Origin of the sequence: Streptococcus didelphis DSM 15616 (assembly GCF_000380005.1) — a bacterium.
Lineage (GTDB): Bacteria > Bacillota > Bacilli > Lactobacillales > Streptococcaceae > Streptococcus > Streptococcus didelphis.
The window spans coordinates 167,512-189,146 of the sequence record NZ_KB904188.1 but is presented as its reverse complement, the minus strand read 5'-3'; the positions used below and the strand labels follow the sequence as shown (position 1 = coordinate 189,146).

Annotated in this window: 24 protein-coding genes; 6 read left to right on the top strand and 18 right to left on the bottom strand. The window is 39.3% G+C overall.

Annotated features, from left to right (window positions below; translation table 11 throughout):
- Window positions 1-45: 45 nt before the first annotated feature.
- Both A3GU_RS0101075 and A3GU_RS0101070 read right to left on the bottom strand, forming a co-directional pair.
- On the bottom strand, window positions 46-1,332 hold the full coding sequence (locus A3GU_RS0101075) for a peptidase U32 family protein (RefSeq protein ID WP_018365684.1): 1,287 nt from the start codon (window positions 1,330-1,332) through the stop codon (window positions 46-48).
- Window positions 1,333-1,445: 113 nt separating this feature from the next.
- Complete coding sequence (locus A3GU_RS0101070; protein ID WP_018365683.1) at window positions 1,446-2,372, bottom strand: peptidase U32 family protein; 927 nt, start codon at window positions 2,370-2,372, stop codon at window positions 1,446-1,448.
- 153 nt (window positions 2,373-2,525) lie between these two features.
- Here A3GU_RS0101070 and A3GU_RS0101065 point away from each other — a divergent pair, with 153 nt between their 5' ends.
- On the top strand, window positions 2,526-2,810 hold the full coding sequence (locus A3GU_RS0101065) for a DUF3270 domain-containing protein (RefSeq protein ID WP_018365682.1): 285 nt from the start codon (window positions 2,526-2,528) through the stop codon (window positions 2,808-2,810).
- A gap of 60 nt (window positions 2,811-2,870) precedes the next feature.
- Here A3GU_RS0101065 and A3GU_RS0101060 read toward each other — a convergent pair whose 3' ends face one another.
- The 15 genes from A3GU_RS0101060 to A3GU_RS0100990 form a co-directional block, all read right to left on the bottom strand.
- The gene (locus tag A3GU_RS0101060; protein ID WP_026216404.1) at window positions 2,871-3,065 is read right to left on the bottom strand and encodes a hypothetical protein; all 195 of its coding nucleotides are present in this window, start codon (window positions 3,063-3,065) and stop codon (window positions 2,871-2,873) included.
- 571 nt (window positions 3,066-3,636) lie between these two features.
- Complete coding sequence (locus A3GU_RS09470; protein ID WP_018365680.1) at window positions 3,637-4,179, bottom strand: YtxH domain-containing protein; 543 nt, start codon at window positions 4,177-4,179, stop codon at window positions 3,637-3,639.
- The gene (locus A3GU_RS0101050) at window positions 4,172-4,579 is read right to left on the bottom strand and encodes a DUF948 domain-containing protein (protein ID WP_018365679.1); all 408 of its coding nucleotides are present in this window, start codon (window positions 4,577-4,579) and stop codon (window positions 4,172-4,174) included. The genes A3GU_RS09470 and A3GU_RS0101050 overlap by 8 nt, the downstream gene beginning before the upstream one ends.
- A 17-nt stretch (window positions 4,580-4,596) precedes the next feature.
- Window positions 4,597-5,376, bottom strand: coding sequence for a prolipoprotein diacylglyceryl transferase (gene lgt / locus A3GU_RS0101045; protein ID WP_018365678.1), 780 nt, complete (start codon window positions 5,374-5,376; stop codon window positions 4,597-4,599).
- Window positions 5,376-6,305 carry an HPr(Ser) kinase/phosphatase gene (hprK, locus tag A3GU_RS0101040; RefSeq protein ID WP_018365677.1) on the bottom strand — a complete coding sequence of 310 codons (930 nt, stop codon included), beginning with the start codon at window positions 6,303-6,305 and terminating at the stop codon, window positions 5,376-5,378. The genes lgt and hprK overlap by 1 nt, the downstream gene beginning before the upstream one ends.
- A gap of 216 nt (window positions 6,306-6,521) precedes the next feature.
- A complete protein-coding gene (locus tag A3GU_RS0101035; RefSeq protein ID WP_018365676.1) occupies window positions 6,522-6,791 on the bottom strand; it encodes a PspC domain-containing protein in 270 nt (89 codons plus the stop codon).
- A 69-nt stretch (window positions 6,792-6,860) separates the two neighbouring features.
- On the bottom strand, window positions 6,861-7,304 hold the full coding sequence (locus A3GU_RS0101030; RefSeq protein ID WP_018365675.1) for a SprT family protein: 444 nt from the start codon (window positions 7,302-7,304) through the stop codon (window positions 6,861-6,863).
- Window positions 7,291-9,423, bottom strand: coding sequence for a Tex family protein (locus A3GU_RS0101025; RefSeq protein WP_018365674.1), 2,133 nt, complete (start codon window positions 9,421-9,423; stop codon window positions 7,291-7,293). The genes A3GU_RS0101030 and A3GU_RS0101025 overlap by 14 nt, the downstream gene beginning before the upstream one ends.
- Before the next feature lie 94 nt (window positions 9,424-9,517).
- Complete coding sequence (gene phoU, locus A3GU_RS0101020) at window positions 9,518-10,171, bottom strand: phosphate signaling complex protein PhoU (protein WP_018365673.1); 654 nt, start codon at window positions 10,169-10,171, stop codon at window positions 9,518-9,520.
- A 14-nt stretch (window positions 10,172-10,185) separates the two neighbouring features.
- Complete coding sequence (gene pstB / locus A3GU_RS0101015) at window positions 10,186-10,938, bottom strand: phosphate ABC transporter ATP-binding protein PstB (protein ID WP_018365672.1); 753 nt, start codon at window positions 10,936-10,938, stop codon at window positions 10,186-10,188.
- A 1-nt stretch (window position 10,939) separates the two neighbouring features.
- The gene (gene pstA, locus A3GU_RS0101010) at window positions 10,940-11,755 is read right to left on the bottom strand and encodes a phosphate ABC transporter permease PstA (protein ID WP_018365671.1); all 816 of its coding nucleotides are present in this window, start codon (window positions 11,753-11,755) and stop codon (window positions 10,940-10,942) included.
- Complete coding sequence (gene pstC / locus A3GU_RS0101005; RefSeq protein ID WP_018365670.1) at window positions 11,748-12,611, bottom strand: phosphate ABC transporter permease subunit PstC; 864 nt, start codon at window positions 12,609-12,611, stop codon at window positions 11,748-11,750. Before pstC ends, pstA begins: the two co-directional genes overlap by 8 nt.
- A gap of 89 nt (window positions 12,612-12,700) precedes the next feature.
- Window positions 12,701-13,579 carry a substrate-binding domain-containing protein gene (locus A3GU_RS0101000; RefSeq protein WP_018365669.1) on the bottom strand — a complete coding sequence of 293 codons (879 nt, stop codon included), beginning with the start codon at window positions 13,577-13,579 and terminating at the stop codon, window positions 12,701-12,703.
- A 198-nt stretch (window positions 13,580-13,777) separates the two neighbouring features.
- The gene (pnpS, locus tag A3GU_RS0100995) at window positions 13,778-15,094 is read right to left on the bottom strand and encodes a two-component system histidine kinase PnpS (protein WP_018365668.1); all 1,317 of its coding nucleotides are present in this window, start codon (window positions 15,092-15,094) and stop codon (window positions 13,778-13,780) included.
- A complete protein-coding gene (locus A3GU_RS0100990) occupies window positions 15,078-15,803 on the bottom strand; it encodes a response regulator transcription factor (RefSeq protein WP_018365667.1) in 726 nt (241 codons plus the stop codon). The genes pnpS and A3GU_RS0100990 overlap by 17 nt, the downstream gene beginning before the upstream one ends.
- Window positions 15,804-16,060: 257 nt before the next feature.
- Between A3GU_RS0100990 and A3GU_RS10295 the strand changes: the two genes are divergently transcribed.
- From A3GU_RS10295 to A3GU_RS10585, 5 genes are all read left to right on the top strand, one after another.
- Window positions 16,061-16,225, top strand: coding sequence for an SPJ_0845 family protein (locus tag A3GU_RS10295; protein ID WP_018365666.1), 165 nt, complete (start codon window positions 16,061-16,063; stop codon window positions 16,223-16,225).
- Window positions 16,226-16,310: 85 nt separating this feature from the next.
- Window positions 16,311-17,219 carry a permease gene (locus A3GU_RS0100975; protein WP_018365665.1) on the top strand — a complete coding sequence of 303 codons (909 nt, stop codon included), beginning with the start codon at window positions 16,311-16,313 and terminating at the stop codon, window positions 17,217-17,219.
- Window positions 17,216-18,031, top strand: coding sequence for a TIGR03943 family putative permease subunit (locus A3GU_RS0100970; protein WP_018365664.1), 816 nt, complete (start codon window positions 17,216-17,218; stop codon window positions 18,029-18,031). The genes A3GU_RS0100975 and A3GU_RS0100970 overlap by 4 nt, the downstream gene beginning before the upstream one ends.
- A gap of 262 nt (window positions 18,032-18,293) precedes the next feature.
- Window positions 18,294-19,661 carry a collagen-like domain-containing protein gene (locus tag A3GU_RS09465; RefSeq protein ID WP_018365663.1) on the top strand — a complete coding sequence of 456 codons (1,368 nt, stop codon included), beginning with the start codon at window positions 18,294-18,296 and terminating at the stop codon, window positions 19,659-19,661.
- A gap of 56 nt (window positions 19,662-19,717) precedes the next feature.
- Complete coding sequence (locus tag A3GU_RS10585) at window positions 19,718-21,082, top strand: LPXTG cell wall anchor domain-containing protein (protein ID WP_018365662.1); 1,365 nt, start codon at window positions 19,718-19,720, stop codon at window positions 21,080-21,082.
- Here A3GU_RS10585 and A3GU_RS0100955 read toward each other — a convergent pair.
- Window positions 21,050-21,628, bottom strand: a complete 579-nt coding sequence (locus A3GU_RS0100955) for a YkgJ family cysteine cluster protein (protein WP_018365661.1) — start codon at window positions 21,626-21,628, stop codon at window positions 21,050-21,052. The genes A3GU_RS10585 and A3GU_RS0100955 overlap by 33 nt on opposite strands.
- Between the last annotated feature and the right edge of the window lie 7 nt (window positions 21,629-21,635).

Here is a 21,635-nt window from a genome sequence, read left to right as displayed (position 1 = left end):
GAAGCTTAAAAAAACAAAATGACCAAAAATCATTTTGTTTTTTTTTTAAGCTCTGACTGTTTGGCTACTGCCATCATCCTTGTAGAGATTTACCAGGCCTTCTTTACAAGCCCTAATCATATCCCCGGGCTTAACAGCCTGCGGCAACTTAATAGTCAAAAGAGCCATAGGATTTGGAGCCCGGTCAATCTTCTTACCATCCTCATCATGCAAATCTTGCACAATAGTTTCAAAATGACGGAAACCTGGTCCATAAAACTCAACCTTATCCCCTTCATGAATAACATTTCTCTGACGAATAGTAGCAACCATACTTTGTTCATCATAAGCCACTACCTCACCGACAAACTTAAACTGCGGAATCTTGCGACGGGCACCAAAAAGCTGCTCATTTTCTGTTGGAATACCATAGTAAAAGCCAGTTGCAAGCTCACGCTGGGCCACCTTCCACAACTCATCCATCAGCTGATCCTTAATGGCATAAAAGGCTTCTGGACTCTCCATATAAGCATCGACTGCTGCCTTATAACAATTGGTCACGGTCGATACGTAATGAATAGACTTCATCCGTCCTTCAATCTTAAGGCTATCAACACCATTTTCAATGAGGTCAGGCAGATAGTCCAGCATACACATATCCACAGAGGACATGGAATATTCTTCCGGAATTTCTCCCTTCAAAGACCGTCTTTCTCTACCAAAGGGCATATCATAGAGGTCATATTTCCAGCGACAAGACTGAGAACAGCCCCCACGATTGGCATCACGGTGACTCATGTGATTGGATAAAACACAGCGACCAGAGTAAGAAATACACATGGCACCATGCACAAAGGCTTCGATTTCCATCTGGGTACGTTTTCTGATTTCAGCAAGCTCTGCCATATTGACTTCACGTGCTAAAACAACCCGAGTTAGCCCCATTTCCTTCCAAAACTCAAAGGTCTCATAATTGGTAGATGAGGCCTGGGTTGACAGGTGAATTTCTAAACCAGGCGCTTCGGTAGAACAAATAACAATCAGGGCTGGGTCTGAAACAATAACGGCATCAAGCCCCATATCCCGAAGTTGGCGAAACCACTGTCCAGCTCCCAGTTCATTGCCCTCATGGGTAACCATATTGGCTGCCACATAGACCTTGGCTGAGCGAGCATGGGCATAGTCAATGCCTTCTTGCAGTTCTTCCATGGAAAAATTCCCAGCGCGGCTTCTCAAGCCATAGGCCTGCCCGCCAACAAAGACGGCATCAGCTCCATAATCAATAGCTACTTTTAATTTCTCTAAGGTTCCAGCAGGTGATAAGACCTCTGGTCTTTTTTTGGTATCTGTCATTTTCATTCTTTCTACTTTTTAAATAGGTTTATAAGTGATGACCTCTATAAAATCCCTAAAAAGCTAGGCTAGAAAGAAGCTAGTTCTTCTTATCCTTGCTTCTTATTCCTATCTTATTTAACCGTTTTAGGGTCAAAGTCATAAAAGCCTGTGTCAAGGCTACGGCCTTTAGGGTGACGTTCTTGTAAGGCCTGATCCAGTGCTTCTGCTTTTTCAGCTGTCCACTGACCACTTTCAAGCAAATCCCTAGCTTGGATAAATAGGCCACAAATCTCATTAAAGGCCTTACCTGAGCAATAAATCCCATCTAACTTCCAATGGGTAAAGTTATGGGCATAGAGCTCAGATAGTTTAGGAAGCATATCAATATCACTATTCATAAAAATATGCGTTCCATGCTTATCCTGATAAATAGAATAATGGCTGTCCTTATCACTAGGTTCTGCTAAAAACAAGCCTCTTTCCCGACTGGTCTCATCATCAATATGAGTAAAATGATAGTAATTTTCAAGCAGGGGACGCTTGGAGTGATGAATAACAGAAGCCCCATAAACCAGAATTTCAGCTGGGTAATTGAGGTTTTCAGCCAGGGCAAACAGCTCCTCAGATGGGATTTCTCTGGCTAAGACTGTCTCAACAGCCCCATGCTCACCCCAGAAGTTAACTTGCCTGCTAGAGGTGACAAAAACGGATGTATCATAGATAAGCTTGAAATTGTAGTTATCCCTTTTATTAACATAAAAAACACCAGCATCTCCAACCACCAGATAGTCAACCTTGATTTCCTTCATTAAGTCTAAAAATGGTTTAATACTATCCATCATATCTTGGTGCATAAGAGCATTGCAGGCCACTGTTAATTCCTTACCAGCTTGGTGGACTAGCTCGGCTATTTCCTTTAATTCATCATCTGTAAAATGATGGGGCAAACGCAAACCATAGTTTTCCTCACCCACATAGATGCGGTCAACACCCAAGTCTAAGAATTCTTTTACCTGCTCAATACTTTCAGCAGTTGCTGTAATAATTATTTTTTCCATATAGCTTATTATAGCAAATTCCCTCCTAAATTTGGAGCATATTTCTTGCAGGTTCTAACATTTTATGCTTATTTTGCAAAAATTTTAAAAACTAATGACAAACGGGCTTTTTTGTGTTAGAATGTCTAAGTATCTTAGAGGAAGGAGAGGACTATGCCAGCACCATTGAAAAAACATCAAGACTTTGATCATGTAGAGCTTGAAAATCAGCAAGAACCAAAATTCCAAGATTTTCAAGAAGTCAATCACCATAGTGGTAAGTTTCAAGAGTTGGTCTTTTTTGCCCGTCTTGCTGTTTTCAGTCTCATGACTGTCTTGTTTGCCTTTGTCCTACTCACTATGAATTTAGCCCCAATCTGGGCCTTCCTCTTATCAAGTATTATCAGCTATGCTCTTACAAGTCTTATAGCAAGAGCTCTTAAAAATGTGCTATCCTAATCAAAAAGTTCTGGAATTAACCAGAACTTTTTTGTATTCACTTGTTTATCTTATTCTAGCTTAGTCAAAGTAGGCTAAATAGTTAGAGATGCGCATGGTGAGATAGGTCAAGTCATCCATACAAAGGTCAAATGCGCCACTTGTATCCTCTTCACTAATATATTTTTCAAGATAGCGCAGGGTTTGAACAGAGTCAGCCACCAAGTCGCCTAGATAAGTAATATCTTCTTGATTGAAAATGCCAGAAGCCAACAAGACTTGGTACTTATTTCTTGCTGCATAGAACTTAGCAATCTTGTTATAAGCTTCTTGAATATCATCATATCTTTCAATGCTTGTTTTATTCTTAGTTACTGGCTACTGCTGGCAAGGACAGCCGTTAAGGCTAAGAGGGAGGACAATTTTAAAAATCTACGTTTCATGATACCTTTTCCTGTTTGACTATTAGTAAAAATAAATTCTGAGAATTCTCTTTTCTCACAACTCCCTTTTTCTATAGAACTAAGCTTCTTAAAACAAATTAATGAGAATTATTTTTCATATAGCTCTTACTAGTTTGTTAAAACTTAGTCTTTTTTCTTTTTTTATCCTATTTTCCGATTATTATAGATATATGTACATTAGTTTTTTAAAAAAATTACTTTATTATTATTTTTATATTATTTTATTAGATAAACAAGATATAAATGAGACTTTCTAACACTAACATTTCTTTATCTAGCCAGAGCATAAAAAATACCAACTAGACTTCTTAGGGTTCTAGTTGGTATTTTTATAAGTTAGATTTGTAAAGACTTCGATAATCTTTCCTAAAAGTCAAGCCTTATTATAGCTTATCAGAGTCAGGATTTTCTGTTGGTTTTAGATGCTTACTAGCTTCCTCTATTGGTTCCACATCTAAAGGTGAAGGAGGAGCTGGATGGTGATGAGGAGGGAGTGGTTTTTCTGGCTTAAGTGATTCACTTGGAATCTCAGAATAATCAATAATAATATCTGAATCAGCTAGGGGGACTTCCACATCACTTTCTGATTGTGACTGTCTATCACTTTCCATATCTGAAAATGGCTGACCTGCTTTTTGAACAAAGTCACTAGCTTTTTCTTTGACTGTTTCAAAAATATCCTCGGGCTTTAACTGACCTGTTTCAAATTTTTGCTTGTAGTCATAGAAAGTTTCCTTGGCAAGATTGCCATATTCATAGCCTTTGTCTTTAGCCATTTGATGGTATTCTTCTGGATTTTCTTTATAAGCCTCAAAGGCTTTTTCTGCTCGAAGCTTTAAGGCCTTACCCTTTTCACTACTTAAGAAATAAGCTGTCGCAAAACCTGTAGCAGTTCCAATAACTAATGTTTTTAAAAATTTACCCATGCTTTTTCTCCTTTTTACCAAATACTTTAGAAGCAACTTTGCCAACTAAGGCTGCCTTGTTAGCTTTTGACACATTGCTTCCTGTACGACTAGCCTTTTGACCTAAATGTCTGGCATGAAGATTCAAGTCAGAAACACTTTCAGACAAATCAGCTATAGCAACAAATAGAGGATCAATTGTCGCCACTTTCCCATTGACATCATCAACTAAGACATTAGCCTTGGCTAAAATTTCATTTGTCTGATAAAGGGTCACATTGACATCACTTGTTAAGACAGTGATTGTTTTTTTGGTTTCTTCTATTGTTTCTGAAACTTTTTTTAAGACAATAATGAGAAACACAACAAGTGCAACCACTGCCAAAGCTATGATTAGAAGTGAAATACCTACTAAGTCCATCTTATTCTCCTTTTTCCCTATTTTTGATAATAAGGAATCTCCTTATATTTGCGTCTTACCACAATAAATACAATACCTACTATGATTAAGATTAATGAAACCAGTTGTGAGACTCGGATACCTAAAAACATTAGGCTATCTGTTCTCATTCCCTCAACAATTAATCGACCAAAACCATACCAAATCAAGTAAAAGGCCATGATTTCACCTTCTTTTAAGAATCTAGGTCGTCTTCTTAGAACTAGTATAACAATAAAACCAAGTAGATTCCACAAGGACTCGTATAAGAAGGTTGGTTGCCGGTAATGCCCATCAATAAACATTTGTTTTTGAATAAAGCCTGGCAGATAATCAAGCTTACTAACAACTTTACCATAAGCTTCTTGATTAATAAAGTTTCCCCACCTACCTATTGATTGGGCAATCATTACTCCTGGAACGGCTATATCTAAAAAGTCAAAAGGGTTAATAGCCTTATAGTAAGAATAAATCCATAAAACACATAATCCTGTTAAGAGACCTCCATAAATAGCTATACCGCCATTCCAAATAGCAAAAATGTCACCTGGGTGCTGAGAATAATAGGACCATTCAAAAATAACATAATAAATCCTAGCACCTAAAATAGATAAGGGAAAGGCCATGATAATAAAATCGATAATATCATCACTACTGATACCTTTACGAGGAGCTTCTTTACTAGCTAAATAAACTGCTAGCAGCAAGCCTGATAAAATGCATAAGGCATACCAGTGAACTGCAAAAGGTCCTAATTTAAAAGCAATTGGATCTATCATCAGCCGGCCTCATTTTTAGTAATCAAGCTAGTCAAGCGTTCTTCAAAAGTCTTTGTCGCATCAAAGCCCATCTGTTTTGCCCGATGGTTCATAGCTGCTGCTTCAATGACAACCGAAACATTTCGACCAGTTTTAACCGGAATTCTTACCCGAGGAATCTTAACCCCTGCAAAGATAATATCTTCATTGCCATTTCCTAAACGATCAAAAACCTTACCTGGCTCAAAATTTTCTAGGTAAATTGCAAGCTGCACCTGAGAAGAATCCTTAACGGCACTAGCCCCATATAAGGACATGACATCAATGATACCGACACCACGAATTTCTAATAAATGCCGCAATATCTCAGCTGGTTCACCCCAGAGCGTTTCTTCGTCTTTAGCATAGACATCAACCCGATCATCAGCAACCAGACGGTGACCTCGCTTAACCAGTTCCAGACCCGTTTCACTCTTACCGATACCAGAATCTCCCTGAATAAGAACTCCCATGCCATAAATATCCATCAAGACACCATGGACACTGGTTCTTTCAGCCAGGGCTGCATCGAGAAAATAAGAAACACCTCCAGCCAAGCGACTGGTAGAGACCTTACTCGCTAGCAGGGCTATCTGCTCTTCCTTAGCTGCTCTCATCATCTCTTCAGGGATAGGTAAATCTCTTGAAACAATAACTGCTGGAGTTGATTTTTGAAACATCTCCTTCAAAACCGAGTAGCGGTTGTGGGCAGTCATCTTAGTCAAATAAGACCACTCTTTTTTACCAAATAATTGAATACGATTAGGGGAATAATAATCAAAATAACCTGTCATTTCTAAACCAGGTCGAGAAATATCAGAAGTTGTAATTTCTTTATCTAATAGTTCCTCACTACCATAAATAACATCTAATTTGACTTTATTAACCAACATTTTTACAGTTACAGTCATTTTTTCTCCTTTTTCCTATTATAACATATTTCAAATTGTTCCTTCCCTTAAAGTATCTTATTTTAGAGAGATTTTGTAACTGTTTAGGTCATAGATAGTAAAAAAGGAAGCCTTTTCAAGAAAGCCCTTCCTTTATCACTTTAATCATCAAAATAGTTAGTAGTAAGTGATTTCCTGTTTACCATCCTTACTTCCTACAACTATTAAGAAAGATTTTTACCAGAACCAGCCATCGTCCTCATCTTTGATGGCATCAGCTTCTTTACGGCTTCTTGGTCGGTTGCTATTACTTCTCATCAGGTCTTCCTTATAGGGTAAAAAGATGGCTAAAAGAATATAAATGAGTATCCCAAATCCATTGGTATACATTAGTAAACCAGCAATCACCCGAGCAACTACCAAATCCCAGCCGTACTTGTCAGCCAGACCAGCAACAACACCAGCCAAAATCCTATTTTGACGCTGTTTATAGAATTTTCCCTTCATAATCTCCTCCTCTTTCTTACATAGAAATCTTCTGTCTAATAAGTATAGGTCTTTTGCTAGCAAAAGAAATCAGCCTTGCGACTGATTTCTCTCAAGTAACTTCCCCTTACAAATCCCACACACATACTTGGAAGTATCTAGTCTACGTTTACGATAGAATAGATGCTGGCACTTACAGCAAACATAAACAAGTTGTGGCCTCTTTTGCTTACTTGAAGGGGCATATCTTAGACCATCAACTTTCTTTAACAAGTCCTTAAAGTCCTTCTGTCCATGCTGATAACCCTTATTTTCAAAATAAAGATGATAATGACAGAGCTCATGCCGAACAATTTTTCGAAAGACCTCTTGGCCAAATTCCTGATACAAATTATAGTTAAAATCCAGATGACCATCTAGAGGAAAAAAACGTCCTCCCGTCGTTTTAAGACGTTTATTCCAGTGAGCCTCATGCCTAAAAGGCTTGCCAAAATCCTCAAGTGACACCTCTTGAACATACTTATTGAGCTGCATTAGGAGCTAATAAACTAAGGTTAACCTTGTGACGGTCTAAATCAAGCTTAGAAACCCAGACAGTGACTAAATCACCAACTGCTAGCACCTGACTTGGATGATTAACAAAAGTTTTACTCATTTCTGAAATATGGATAAGGCCATCTTCGTGGACACCAATATCAACAAAAGCCCCAAAATCAACCACATTTCGAACAGTTCCTTCTAGTTTTTGACCAATTTTCAAATCTTTCAAATCAAGAACATCCTGTCTAAGAACCGGAGTCTGGAAGTCATCCCGTAAGTCCCGACCAGGCTTTAAGAGATCCTTAATAATATCTTTAAGGGTTTCATAGCCAATAGCTAGCTTTTCAGACATGGCCTTAAGATCAAGGCTTGCTAGTTTTACCTTGGCTTCTTCATCAAGACTATCAATCTGAACTTCTTTAAAGAGCTTATTAACAGCCCCGTAAGACTCTGGATGGACCCCAGTATTATCTAAGATATTTTTAGCATTAGGAATCCTTAAAAAGCCAGCTGCCTGCTCAAAGGCCTTGGCACCTAGACGGGGAACCTTTTTAATTTCTGCCCGGGATTTTATCAGACCATTCTCCTCACGGTATTTGACAATATTTTCTGAAATGGTCTTGTTTAAACCTGACACATGAGACAATAAGACTGGACTAGCTGTGTTAATATTAACACCTACTTGGTTAACCACCGTGTCCACAACAAAGTCGAGATTATCACTTAATTTTTTCTGACTAACATCATGCTGGTATTGGCCCACACCAATTGATTTGGGATCAATTTTCACTAACTCAGCTAGAGGGTCTTGGAGCCTTCTTGCTATGGAAATAGCCGAGCGTTTTTCAACAGTTAGATCTGGAAATTCATGCCTTGCCAGTTCAGAAGCTGAATAGACTGATGCTCCGCTTTCATTAACAATGACATAAGAGGTTCTAGGAAAGTCCTTCAAAATCTCAGCGACAAAGGCTTCACTTTCACGACTGGCTGTTCCATTACCAATAGCTATGAGTTCAATCTCATAAGTTTGAATCAACTCAGCCAATTCTTTTTTAGCCACCTGAATTTTGGCCTGACTGGCTGGAGCTACAGGATAGATAACATGGGTGGTCAGTAATTTTCCTGTTTGGTCAATAACGGCTAATTTTGCCCCAGTACGAAAAGCCGGGTCAAAACCTAAAACCATTTTCCCTTTTAAAGGTGATACCAATAAAAGATGGCGTAGGTTTTCTGAAAAGAGTTTGATAGCCCCATCTTCTGCGGCTTCTGTTAACTCTGTTCGAATCCGTCTTTCCATGGCTGGAACAATTTTCTTTTTAACCGTTTGGTTAATAACATCATCAATATAGACATTTTTTTCTTTGAAGCGCATGCCAAAAAAACGTAGCATTTTATCGATATTGTGTTCAAAGCTGACCTTGAGGATTCCTAATTTTTCACCCCGGTTTAGAGCAAGGGTTCGATAACCCTGCATTTTAGATACCTTATCTGAAAAATCATAATAGATTTGGAAAATGTGTTTATCATCCAGCTCAGCATCTTTTACAAGGGAGACAAGACTAGAATAGGTCCAGATTTCATTGTAGGTCCATGACCTTAATTTCCTATCTTCTGACATGGCTTCAACTAGGATATCCACAGCGCCTGCCAGAGCAGCATCAACTGTTGCAAAGCCTTCTGATAAAAAGTTCTCAGCTTCTTTTTCAAGCCCTTTGGCATTTTGCAATATTAGGCGAGCAAGGGGAGATAGACCAGCCTCACGCGCAATGCTTGCTTTTGTCCGACGTTTTTCCTTATAAGGTAGATAGAGTTCTTCAAGGTCAGCTAATTTTTCTGCCGTTTCAATAGAAAGCTTTAAAGCCTCACTTAATTTTCCCTGTTCCTCAATCTTAGCCAGTATGGTTTCTTTACGTTCTTGCAATTGGGTTAGGGACTTGTCTTGGTCGATAATGGCCTTAATCATCACCTCGTCTAAATTACCAGTTGCTTCTTTACGGTAACGGGCAATAAAGGGAATGGTATTTCCTTCTGCTGTAAGCGCTAAAACATCCTCAACTTGTTTTGGTGAGATATTCAAATCATTTGAAATCTTTTCAATAGTTTTATTTTCCATAATAGTATAATTATATCACAAAACTGGCTACTTTCACTTATCCAATATGATGATTGGCATTAAAAAAAGTCACGTCTTAGACATGACTTCTACTTTAATTAAGTTCTACTAACTCACCTGTTTCTAAATAGACAAGACGTTCACAGATATTGGAAATATAATCGGCAAAGCGTTCAATATGACCTATTATGTAAAGGTACTGAGCCCCGTTTTTAATGGATATTGTTTGCTCCTTCATCAAGCTTAAAATATCTTTTGAAGTCTTATAATAGAGCTTATCAATAGCTTCATCTTGATTAGCTATGGCAATAGCCTTATCAGCATCTCTCTTAGAAAAAACATAGAGCAGATCAGCCAGCATCTTTAAGGCCTTTTGACCAGCTAGGTGGATGTCTTCTTCTATAATATCTAAATCATCACTTGGAGATAAATTCAAGGTCGACTTAGCAAGGCCAGCCATATGATCGCCCATGCGCTCTAAATCAGAACAAGCTGACATAACCGTTAAGACAAAACGTAAGTCAGTCACCTGGGGCTGCTGTAAGGCCAGCAAATTAGCACAGGATAGCTCTAGAGATAGCTGGGCCTGATTGATTAAACGATCTTCTTTTATGATTAGTTTAGCCATGTCACTATCCTTAGCTGCCAAGGCCAGTAAAGCCTTTGAAGCAGCTTCTAGGACTGCATGCCCCATTTTCAAAAAACTTTCCTCTAGTACCTGTAGTTCTAGTTCAAATTGTTCTCTCATCTTAGATCCTTTCTCTAGCCAAAACGACCTGAAATATAGTCCTCAGTTCGCTTATCCTGTGGGTTAGTAAAAATCTGCAAGGTATCCCCAAACTCACAAATTTCCCCTGTTAAGAAAAATGCTGTCTTATCTGAGATACGAGAAGCCTGCTGCATATTATGTGTCACAATGATAATGGTATAGTCTTTTTTTAACTCCTGAATCAAGTCCTCAATCTTAAGCGTAGAAATCGGGTCCAAGGCTGAGGTAGGTTCATCCATCAGTAAAACATCAGGCTCAACAGCAAGGGCTCGCGCGATACAAAGCCTTTGTTGTTGGCCACCTGACAAGGACATAGCACTCTTTTTCAAGTCGTCTTTGACCTCTTCCCAAATAGCTGCGCCTTTTAAGCTTTTTTCAACCAGAGCATCTAAGCTAGACTTATCTTTAACCCCATGCGTCCGTGGGCCATAGGCGACATTATCGTAAATAGACATGGCAAAAGGATTTGGCTGCTGAAAAACCATGCCCACTCGCTTACGCAGATTATTGAGATTCATGTTTTTACTGTAGATATTCTCCTGATCTAGAAAAACTTCTCCTTCAATACGACAAGTAGGAATCAAATCATTCATTCGATTAAGGGTCTTTAAAAAAGTTGACTTCCCACAACCCGAAGGGCCTATCAAGGCTGTAATCTCTCCTTGGGGAAGCTGGATCGAAATATTTTTCAAGGCCTTGAAATCCCCATAATATAAATTTAAATCTTTAATCGAAAAAGTTCCCATCCTAAGAGCCTCCTTTTACAAGACGACGAGATAATGTAGCTGAAAAAGCATTAATAATAAGCACTGTTACAATAAGAATAACCCCTGTAGCATAGGCTTCATTAACATGGAGACCCTCACTAGATAACATATACATATGAAGAGCCAAAGAACGCCCTGATGACATCAGACTAGTTGGGGTATTGGTAGAAGTTCCAAGGGTATACATAAGTGCTGCCGTTTCTCCTACAATACGGCCAATAGCCAAAATCAAACCTGATAAAATCCCCGGCATAGCAACAGGTAAGACAATCCTAAAAACGGTCCGTAATTTCCCGGCACCCAAGCCAAAACTGGCCTGCCTCATACTGTCATCAACAGATAAGAGGGCTTCTTCTGTCGCCCTGATAATCAAGGGTAAAACCATGATCACAGAGGTTAAGATTCCTGATAACAAGGAATATTGAAACCCTAAAAAGATAACAAAGAACAACATCCCAAACAAGCCAAAAACAATAGAAGGAATGCCTGAGAGGGTATCTGAAGCGAGTCGCATGATTTTAACCCAAACAGAGCCTTTTTTAGCATATTCTACAAGGTAAAAACCAGCAAAGACCCCAATTGGCATAGCAATCAGTAAGGCTCCAAAAACAAGGATTAGGGTGGAAATAATAGAAGGCAACAAAGAAACATTGTCACTATTGTAGCTCCAAGCAAAAAGTGAGGGACTAATATGTGGCAAACCTTTCACTAAAATAAAACCTATCACTAAAAATAAGGTGCCAAAGGTGATCAGACTAAACAAATAGACCAATCCTTTTAAAATATACCTAGTCATGGACTGATTTTCCTTTCACATAAGCAAAACAGGCATTAATCATTAAAATAAAGATAAACAAAATAGCAGACGTAGCAATCAAGGCTTCTCTATGTTGACCAGAAGCATAAGCCATTTCTAAGACAATATTAGTGGTCATTGTTCGTGTGCCTTCAAAGAGGCCACTTGGAATAATGGGCTGATTCCCTGCAACCAGGATAACAGCCATAGTCTCACCTATGGCACGGCCTATTCCTAAAATAATAGCTGAAAAAACGCCTGACTTAGCAGCTGGTAAGATAACACTAAAGATGGTTCTTTCATGGCTGGCTCCTAAGGCTAAGCTACCAGAGTAATAGGAAGCAGGAACTGTTCTGATGGCTGATTCTGAAAGACTAATAATAGTAGGTAAAATCATAATCCCTAGCAATAAAGAGGCTGTTAAAACACTCATCCCGTTGCCAGAAAAACTCCTAATCCAAGGAACCAGTAACTGCAGACCAAAAAAACCGTAAACTATAGAAGGAATGGCTGCCATCAGGTTAATGGAAGATTTTAAGAATCTATAGAGAGGTTTTGGACAGTAATAAACCATAAAAACAGATGTAAAAATCCCCGTAGGTACTCCAACCACAATAGCTCCCGCCGTTATCAACAAGGAACCAAGAATCATAGGAAGAATCCCAAAACTTGCTGGACTATTTGAAGGTGACCAGTCCTTACCTAATAGGAAGCGACCAATCCCATATTTACCAATAAAAGGTAGGCCATTCATAAAAATAAATAAACAAATTAAGATAATGGCAACAATGGCTGTCGCTGCACTTAGGAAAAATAAAATCCTAAAGAAATCTTCTTTAAAGGCTTGCTTTTTCACATAGTTCCCTTTCTAAATAGATGAAAGGAGCCAGGCTAACAACGAGCAGCTCCTTACCTTTTCTTAAAACGACTTAGGGCTTTTTAGGCTTATTTGACCTCATCCCATTTGCTTAATTTACCAGTGAAAATATCTGTTAGTGATTTCATAGACACTTCTTTTGCCTTGTTATCTTTATGAACAACAACTGCAATTCCATCTAAGGCAATGGCATCATGTTTTAATTTTTCACCTTCTTTAGGGGTTAACTCACGAGATACCATACCAATGTCAGCTGTCTTTTCATTTGCTGCTGTAATCCCTGCAGATGACCCATTTGAAGTAATATCAATGGTAACGTCTGGGTTTTCTTTTTTATAAGCTTCCGCAAGTTTTTCCATTAGAGGAGAAACAGATGTTGACCCTACAATAGAAAGTTTACCTGACATTTTTTGTGAGGTGTAGGTATTGGTTTCAGTCTTAGCTTCCACAAATTTATTTTTAGTAACTACTGCTTGACCTTCTTTAGAGTGGATATAGGTGATAAAATCCTTACCAAGTGCTGATAGGTTGTCATTCCAAACAATGTTAAAAGGTCTTTGTAATGGGTAGTTGCCATCTAAAACAGTCTTAGAGCTTGCTTCAACACCATCAACCTTAAGGGCCTTAACCTTGTCATTTAAAGATCCTAGTGAAATGTAACCAATAGCATTAGAATTGCCTGCTACTGCAGAAATCACACCTTCAGTACTGTTTTGGACAACGGCTGTTTTTGAGGTGTTATCAACTTCTTTACCATTATCTTTTTTCATGATACCTGTAATTTCGGTAAAGGCTCCTCTAGTACCTGAACCACTTTCACGGCTGATAACTTCAATTTTGCCACCGCCTTTTGCAGAAGCAGAATCAGAAGTCTTGTTGCCACAAGCCACAAGGCCAAAACCAGTTAAACTAAGAGCAGCTAAAGTTACTATTTTTTTCATTTTCATCATGATCACCTTTATATCTTTAATAGAGTATCTTGTAGTCTTACTACACTTATAGTCTACCAAGCCATTGTAAAGTTTCATCCCTGATTAATGTAAAGATTTTGTAAAGATTAACTAAAAAAAGAGAATCAAACTGATTCTCACAAGCTAACAAAATCTCTCTTCTTCAAAAGCATAATAACCCTATTCATCTAAGCCTCACTGTTTAGGTAAGAGTAGCGTAAAGGTGCTACCCTTGCCAATCTGGCTGCTAACCTTAACTTGCCCCCCTAGGGCTTGGCTTAGCTCTTTAACAATGGAGAGCCCTAGGCCTGTGCCACCAGACTTACGGCTTCGACCCTTATTAACCCGGTAAAAGCGTTCAAAGATTCTTTCTAATTCTAATTGGCTCATCCCAATACCTGTATCTGTCACACTGATCTGACAGCTATCGTCTACAGTACGGCTAGCAATTGTAATCTGACCCCCAGCCTCGGTATAACGAATAGCATTTGACAGTAAATTTAATAAAATCTGAGACAGGATATACTTATCTGAAACAAGTTCAAAGGGCTCTTCTAAATCATAATCTAAAGTCAAGTTTTTCTCTTTTAACTGATGTTTCATGCTATTTCCAATATAGGGTAAAAAGTCATCAAGTAAAATACTAGTTTTTTGAACGTCTGTTTTTTCAACCTTCGACAAGGTCAACATATGTTGGACAATATGTTCTAGGCGTAAGCTCTCCTGGTAGATGATTTCCAAGAATTCTTCCTGCAAGGCCCTGTCTGTTTCAGGCATATGCTTGATAGTTTCAGCGAAGCCTTTTATAGAGGTAACAGGTGTGCGAAGCTCATGGGAAGCATTGGAAATAAAATCCAGATTGAGCTTTTCATAACTTCTGATTCGAGTTAAATCATAAAGAAGAACCAAAACCTGGTCTACCAGTCCTTTTTGGTCCAAAATGGGTACTGCTGTTACTTCTAGGATCAGATCCTTTTCCCGAAAACCACTCAATTCTTTTTTAAGGGTAGCTTGGGTCTCAAAGGCCTGGGAAACAAAGGCAATAATGTCCAACCTCTTTAGGTCATTCAAGCTATCAAAGTGATCTTTAATTTCTGGGAAATAATCAGGGAGGGACTTGCTGTAGAGAACAATCCTTTTTTCCTTAGAAAGAAGAAACATCCCCATGGTCATGTGAGACATTAGGGCCTCTAAATTACCAGCCATCTTCTTAATCTCAGCTTCCTTGTTTATCAAGGCCTCTCTTTTCTTCCCATAGCTTGCTAAAAGTTCTTTTAAATCAGCCTGTTTTTGAGGTAAAAAAACATCTGAAGTCCTATAGTCTTCTAAACGAAGCATTTGAAAGCTTTTCTGCCATAAAAAGAGGTCTCTTAGAGGCCAAAAACTAGCAAGCAAAAAAAGGCAGGCTAAGATGCTAAATAAGATCCTATCATTATTTCCTACAAATGCCAACAAGAAAGCCAGCAAGGCTAGGACTAATAGCAGTAATAACTGCTTAAGACTTGCCTTCATCTTTTAGCTCCTTAAACTTATAGCCATAGCCACGAATAGTTTTGATAAATCGGGGCTCCTTAGGATTGTCTTCAATTTTTTCCCGTAATTTTCCAATGTGAACGTCCACCAGACGGGTTTCCTGGCCAAAATCATAACCCCAAATTCTTTCCAGAAGACGTTCTCTAGTTATGGTCATATTGGCATGCTTTAATAAGTAAAGAAGTAACTCAAACTCCTTTGGAGTGAGGTTGAGCAATTGCTTATCCTTAAACACTTCATGTCGGTCTGGGTAGATGCTTAAATCTCCAATCTCCCAATGTTCCTCTAAGCTGTCTGATAAGTCCTGCTTGTCGTCTTCTTTTTGGCTACGTCTTAAAATAGCCTTGATTCTAGCTACTAGTTCTCTTGGACTAAAGGGTTTGGTCATGTAATCATCAGCTCCTAATTCCAGAGCCAGAACCTTGTCAAATTCTTCTCCCTTGGCTGAGACCATCATAATGGGAGTCTGAATCCCTTTTAAGCGGATGCGTTTACAGACCTCAATCCCATCTAGCTGGGGTAGCATAATATCTAATAAAATAAAGTCATAGGTCTCTGTTTCAGCTAGTTTCAGGGCTGATCGGCCATCATAAGCTAGGTCTGATTCAAAACCTTCTTTTGATAAATGATAGTCTAATAACCTGAGGATATGCTCTTCATCATCTACTAGTAAAACCTGTTTTTTCATTGTCTGCTCCTATCAATCACATTATAGCATAATTCTCTGAAATTATAATCTAAGTCCTCCCCCTAAAAACTCCTCCTAAGGATTTTTCTAGCTTTGCCTACAAGCTATGGTTTAAACACAGTTAAGTTCTAAGTAGAAAGTCTTGTTTAACTTTCATTTAAGAATTTTTTGCTATAAGTAAGACAAAAGATTTTCTTTGTTCATTCTCTGAAAATGATAGTATAATAGTAATATCTTGAAAGAAAGTTGGTTCTACAATGGCTATTACCCATAAAAAAAATGATGACCTTGAAAAGATGATGGCTGGTTTTGCGAGCATCCCTAGTTTTGATAAACCTATTGATGTCGATGCAGAAGGCAAAATCATGACCCCTTTAGATGATACTATGAAAAGTAAACCTAAGGAAAAGCATGATGAATAGGCTTTCCTTGACTTTTTTGACACGATTAGCTAATAGCAGCCAAAAAAGCCCTGAAACTGGGCTAGAAGTGAGGGACTAAGAGACGATGCTAAACCTTTTATCAAATCTCCCTCCTAGTGTTTTGCAATGGTCTGCTATCTTCTTGTCTATTATCATTGAAGCTCTGCCCTTTGTCTTGTTAGGGACAATCTTATCAGGTTTTATTGAAGTCTTTGTGACACCTGACCTGGTTCAGAGGCATTTGCCCAAGCACAAGTTCCCTCGCATCCTTTTTGGAACCTTTATTGGCTTTATCTTTCCTTCCTGCGAATGCGGGATTGTTCCTATTATCAACCGTTTCCTAGAAAAAAAGGTTCCCAGTTACACAGCTGTTCCCTTTCTAGCGACAGCCCCTATTATTAATCCCATTGTTTTATTCGCTACCTATTCTGCCTTTGGTAATTCCTTGCGTTTTCTCTTTTTAAGGCTGACTGGAGCAATTATTGTCGCTATTGCTTTGGGCGTGATGTTAGCCTTTTTTACTGATGAGAATATCCTAAAAGATAATCCTGAAGGCTTACATTTTCATGATTATTCCAAAGAAAGGCTTAGTAAGAAAATCTACCTGGCCTTAGCCCATGCTGTTGATGAATTTTTTGATACGGGGCGTTACTTGATTTTTGGGACCCTGATTGCTTCTGCTATGCAGATTTATGTGCCAACCAGGATTTTAACCACTATTGGTCACAGTCCTCTAACAGCTATCCTTATCATGATGCTTTTGGCCTTTATTCTGTCACTTTGTAGTGAAGCAGATGCCTTTATTGGAGCTTCTCTTTTGACAACTTTTGGGACTGCACCTGTCTTGGCCTTTTTATTGATTGGTCCGATGGTGGATATTAAAAACTTAATGATGATGATAAAAGCCTTTAAGAGACCCTTCATCATGCAATTTATCAGCTTGTCAGTCTTTATCATTACAGTTTACTGCTTAGTTGTGGGGGTGATGAGATGATTCGTTTTTTAATTTTAGCAGCCTATTTTGAGCTGACCATGTACTTGGAGCTATCTGGGAAATTAGATCAATATATCAATATCCAGTATTCCTATCTGGCCTATATTTCCATGGTCCTTTCCTTTTTACTAGCTATGGTTCAACTCTATACTTGGATGAAAAACATTTCTGTCCATAGCCATATGACAGGAAAATTAGCCAAGCTAACAAGTCCTTTTATTGTGGTTTTGCCTGTCTTGATTGGTCTTTTAGTGCCAACAGTTAGTCTGGACTCAACCACTGTTTCTGCCAAGGGCTATACCTTTCCCCTTGCTGCTGGTAGCAGTAGGTCAGGCGTCAGTGATGACGGTACCTCGGTTCAATATTTAAAACCAGATACCAGTCTCTACTTTACAAAGTCTGCTTATCAAAGGGAAATGCGCCAGGAACTGAAAAAATACCAGGGCAGTTCTCCTCTGACCATTACTTCTGAAAATTATATGGAAGTTATGGAACTGATCTATCTCTACCCAGACGAATTCATGAATCGGGATATTCAGTATACTGGCTTTGTTTATAATGAACCTGACCATGACAAGTACCAATTCTTGTTCCGTTTTGGTATTATCCACTGTATTGCCGACTCAGGAGTCTATGGCCTACTCACTACAGGTAACCAGAGTCACTTTAAAAACAATACCTGGCTAAAGGTTAAGGGACGCCTTCAAACCGAATATGATAAAAACCTGTCCCAGACCCTGCCTGTCTTACACATCCAAGAGGTCAAAGAAACCAAACAACCTTCTAACCCTTATGTCTACCGGGTCTTCTAAGACCAAGCTAAAAACTCATCACACACGTCACTTCACCTCAATGTGAAGTGGCTTTTTTATTTGGAATTCTTCTTCATTAAATGAAGTTTTACTCATTTTAAACACATTCTTTTAATTTATTTTTTATTTTTGTCAAGCTATTTCTTTAAAAAAGCCTTTAAAATCTGAATTGTATATATATATATATATATATATACTGGATACTGCGCTTATTAAAATAATGATAAGACCCAATAATAAGAAAGAAAGCAGAAACAGTGATATGAAACCGAAAAAACCATTAAGAAAGTTGGCTAGTCGCTACGGTATTGCCCTAGCAGCCCTAACAGTGCTAGCCTCAGCTAGCATAAACAGCACCGTACATGCAGAAATACCACTTGAAACTCCTAAAGAAAGCCTAGATAGGAAAATGAAAGATATCCCTGATCTAGAGAGAAATACTACTAAAACTCCTGCTGCTTTGAAAAAGTTTTTAGAAAAATATGATACTTTCCTTAAACGATACTTTAGAGAACTAAATAAAGCACTTATATCCACAGCTAGGCAAGGACTTAAAGGGGAAACTGGAGATAAAGGATCCCCAGGACCAATGGGACCTGCTGGCCCTGATGGAAAACAGGGAGAGGTCGGTCCTAAAGGTCCTAAAGGTGAGGATGGCGCTCCTGGTAAAAAAGGAGAAACTGGGAATCAAGGACCTGATGGAAAAGATGGTACTACTGGACCTAAAGGGGAAAAAGGTATAAAAGGTCCTAATGGCCCCGCTGGACCAAGTGGGAAAAAAGGTATAAAAGGAGAACTTGGTGCTAAGGGTCCCCAAGGGCCAGTTGGTAATGATGGGAAAGATGGTACAAAAGGACAAACAGGAGAAACTGGAATTCAAGGTCCCACTGGTATAGATGGAACACCAGGACAAATTGGACCTAGGGGACCTATAGGTGAAAAAGGCGAAACTGGAAATCCTGGTCAAAAAGGAGAAAGCGGAGAGCAAGGTGCTCAAGGCGATAAAGGCCAAACTGGGGAAAAAGGCATCCCAGGTCAAAAAGGCGAAACTGGTGCTACTGGCCAAAAGGGAGAGCAGGGTGAACAAGGTTCTCAAGGAGACAAAGGACAAGTTGGCCAGCAAGGCTTACAAGGAGATCAGGGTGACAAGGGTGAGACTAGCTCCTCACCAGCTATTCCTGAAACCAGCCTTGAAGTCAAATCAGAACTAGCAGACAAAACTAAAACCCCTATAAGCACACCAGAGGATCCTGAACCTGCTTTGACTTCAGAAAATCCTGAAATAACCTTAGAAAGTAGTTCGGAAACTCCTCAAGAAAACCCTAAAGCTAGTCCTGCTGCTAGCCCAGTAGTAGAACAAGACACAGTTATTGAAAAAGAGAAGACTAACCCCAGCCAATTAGAAACTCAGACACAAGCTAGTGAAGCTATCAGCACTCCAAGTCAAGCTCCTATTGCTTCTGATACTCAAAAAACAGAAGCTTCACTAAGGAAAGAAGAAAATAAAGAAAATACAGATCAACTCCCAGCAACGGGCGACAAGACTAATCCTTTCTTTACTCTTGCAGCTCCCCTTATCCTAACTGCTACAACAAGTCTACACCTATTTCCAAAAGTCAAGAAAAAATAGACCTTCCTTTAAAAAATAGCTTATTTATAACTTATCAAAAGAAAGTAGACAATAATATGAAACAGAAAAAATCATTAAAAAAATTAACCGGACGCTATGGCATAGCTCTAGTAACAGTAGCAATCTTTGCTTCAGCAGGCTCAGCTAACACAGTATATGCTGAAGATCAAATAAATGAGGCTTTATATAGTGCATTCGAAAATCTTTACCGAACTCCAATAGAGAATATCCCTGCTACTAATGAAGGAATCGCAGACTACCTAATGAAATTTAACAAAGTACTTAAAAGTTATTTTCAAGAGGTAAATAAAGCAGCTGTTAGACCTGGACCTAAAGGAGAAAAGGGAGCTGCTGGCCCTGATGGAGAACGTGGTCCTCAAGGGCCGGCTGGAAAAGACGGTGAGCGTGGCCCCGCTGGTCCAGCTGGAGAAAAAGGGAAAGATGGAGAGCGTGGACCTAAAGGGGACCAAGGGCCGGCTGGAAAAGATGGCACTCCTGGGGCTAAGGGGGACCGTGGGGAAACAGGACCGGCTGGAGATATGGGACCGGCTGGAAAAGAAGGACCCAAAGGCGATAAAGGTGAGACTGGGCCTATGGGGCCTGCTGGTCCTGCCGGTAAAGACGGAGCTCCTGGTCCTAAAGGGGATCAGGGCCCTCAAGGACCTCAAGGACCGGCTGGAAAACCAGGCGAAACTGGACCTATGGGACCTCAAGGACCTAAGGGTGAAAAAGGGGAAACCGGCCCTCGTGGCGAAAAAGGGGACAAAGGCGAGCAAGGAATCCCTGGGGAAAAAGGCGAACGCGGAGAGCAAGGTGTCCAAGGAGAAAAAGGGGACACTGGTGCCCGTGGCGAAAAAGGCGATAAGGGGGAAAAAGGCATCCAAGGAGAACAGGGTGAACGTGGGGAAAAAGGAATCCCTGGACAAAAAGGTGACAAGGGTGACAGTATCCTACTTGACACTAATAGCGATCTGCCTAACACTGACTTGTCAGAAGAAAAACCTGAACTACCAGAAATGCCAGAAAATCCTGAAAATCCTCAACTGCCAGAAAGCCCTGAGCTTCCTTTAGCACCTGAAAAACCAGAAAGTCCAAAAGAAATGCCTAAAGAAGCTCCAAAGACTTCTGATTCTCAGCCTCAGCTTCCAGAAGCTCCAAAAACGTCTAAAAAAGCTGATCAGCCTAAAACAGAACAAAAACTGCAAGCACAAACAAGTACAGTTAAAAACTTAAGCACAGCTCAAACTAGCACTTCTGACAAAGTGCAAAACTTAAATGCCCAAGAAGTCCCTAATCAAACTAAGGCAAGCCAACTCCCAGCAACTGGAGATAAGACCAATCCTTTCTTCACTGCTGCAGCCATGCTTATCATGGCTGGTGCAGGCAGCTTAGGCTTCCTTCCACAAATCAAAAGAAAATAAGAAACGACTAAAAAACCAAAATGATTTAAGAAGAATCATCTTGGTTTTTTTATAGTCTATTTTTTTTTTTTCCACAAAAAGATAAGCTGATGGACAAATAAGGGTATTTTTCAGGGTTATAGCATTAATCTGATAAATCTTTTTCCGATCTGTATGGGGAAATTCCCGGCAGGCCTTTGGCCGCTCCTCATAAATGCTACAGAGATTATCCTCCCCTAAAAAAGGACAGGGCATACTTTTAAAGACCTTATCCTTATCCTCGTCCACCTTTAGATAGATATCCTCAAAGGCTGACAATTTCATCCGAAAATGCTTTGCTATCCTTTGAATATCTGCCTCTGTAAAGAGAGGACCTAGACTACGGCAACAATTAGCACACTGGGTACAGTCAATTTCTGAAAAAACTTCCTCATGAATTTCTTGTACAAGCTTATCCAAATGTTTAGGGGGCTTTTTCTTTAATTGAGTCAAAAATTTACGGTGCTCTGCTTGCTTACTAAGAGCTAAGGCCTTGTATTTTTCAATATCCATCTGACTGTTTGTCATCTAAACC

Excerpts from the sequence above, each read along its gene's own strand:
- A3GU_RS0101075 (WP_018365684.1), bottom strand. The coding sequence starts at position 1,332 with ATGACAGATACCAAAAAAAGACCAGAGGTCTTATCACCTGCTGGAACC.
- A3GU_RS0101070 (WP_018365683.1), bottom strand. The coding sequence starts at position 2,372 with ATGGAAAAAATAATTATTACAGCAACTGCTGAAAGTATTGAGCAGGTA.
- A3GU_RS0101065 (WP_018365682.1), top strand. The coding sequence starts at position 2,526 with ATGCCAGCACCATTGAAAAAACATCAAGACTTTGATCATGTAGAGCTT.
- A3GU_RS09470 (WP_018365680.1), bottom strand. The coding sequence starts at position 4,179 with ATGGGTAAATTTTTAAAAACATTAGTTATTGGAACTGCTACAGGTTTT.
- A3GU_RS0101050 (WP_018365679.1), bottom strand. The coding sequence starts at position 4,579 with ATGGACTTAGTAGGTATTTCACTTCTAATCATAGCTTTGGCAGTGGTT.
- lgt (WP_018365678.1), bottom strand. The coding sequence starts at position 5,376 with ATGATAGATCCAATTGCTTTTAAATTAGGACCTTTTGCAGTTCACTGG.
- hprK (WP_018365677.1), bottom strand. The coding sequence starts at position 6,305 with ATGACTGTAACTGTAAAAATGTTGGTTAATAAAGTCAAATTAGATGTT.
- A3GU_RS0101035 (WP_018365676.1), bottom strand. The coding sequence starts at position 6,791 with ATGAAGGGAAAATTCTATAAACAGCGTCAAAATAGGATTTTGGCTGGT.
- A3GU_RS0101030 (WP_018365675.1), bottom strand. The coding sequence starts at position 7,304 with ATGCAGCTCAATAAGTATGTTCAAGAGGTGTCACTTGAGGATTTTGGC.
- A3GU_RS0101025 (WP_018365674.1), bottom strand. The coding sequence starts at position 9,423 with ATGGAAAATAAAACTATTGAAAAGATTTCAAATGATTTGAATATCTCA.
- phoU (WP_018365673.1), bottom strand. The coding sequence starts at position 10,171 with ATGAGAGAACAATTTGAACTAGAACTACAGGTACTAGAGGAAAGTTTT.
- pstB (WP_018365672.1), bottom strand. The coding sequence starts at position 10,938 with ATGGGAACTTTTTCGATTAAAGATTTAAATTTATATTATGGGGATTTC.
- pstA (WP_018365671.1), bottom strand. The coding sequence starts at position 11,755 with ATGACTAGGTATATTTTAAAAGGATTGGTCTATTTGTTTAGTCTGATC.
- A3GU_RS0101000 (WP_018365669.1), bottom strand. The coding sequence starts at position 13,579 with ATGAAAATGAAAAAAATAGTAACTTTAGCTGCTCTTAGTTTAACTGGT.
- pnpS (WP_018365668.1), bottom strand. The coding sequence starts at position 15,094 with ATGAAGGCAAGTCTTAAGCAGTTATTACTGCTATTAGTCCTAGCCTTG.
- A3GU_RS0100990 (WP_018365667.1), bottom strand. The coding sequence starts at position 15,803 with ATGAAAAAACAGGTTTTACTAGTAGATGATGAAGAGCATATCCTCAGG.
- A3GU_RS10295 (WP_018365666.1), top strand. The coding sequence starts at position 16,061 with ATGGCTATTACCCATAAAAAAAATGATGACCTTGAAAAGATGATGGCT.
- A3GU_RS0100975 (WP_018365665.1), top strand. The coding sequence starts at position 16,311 with ATGCTAAACCTTTTATCAAATCTCCCTCCTAGTGTTTTGCAATGGTCT.
- A3GU_RS0100970 (WP_018365664.1), top strand. The coding sequence starts at position 17,216 with ATGATTCGTTTTTTAATTTTAGCAGCCTATTTTGAGCTGACCATGTAC.
- A3GU_RS09465 (WP_018365663.1), top strand. The coding sequence starts at position 18,294 with ATGAAACCGAAAAAACCATTAAGAAAGTTGGCTAGTCGCTACGGTATT.
- A3GU_RS10585 (WP_018365662.1), top strand. The coding sequence starts at position 19,718 with ATGAAACAGAAAAAATCATTAAAAAAATTAACCGGACGCTATGGCATA.
- A3GU_RS0100955 (WP_018365661.1), bottom strand. The coding sequence starts at position 21,628 with ATGACAAACAGTCAGATGGATATTGAAAAATACAAGGCCTTAGCTCTT.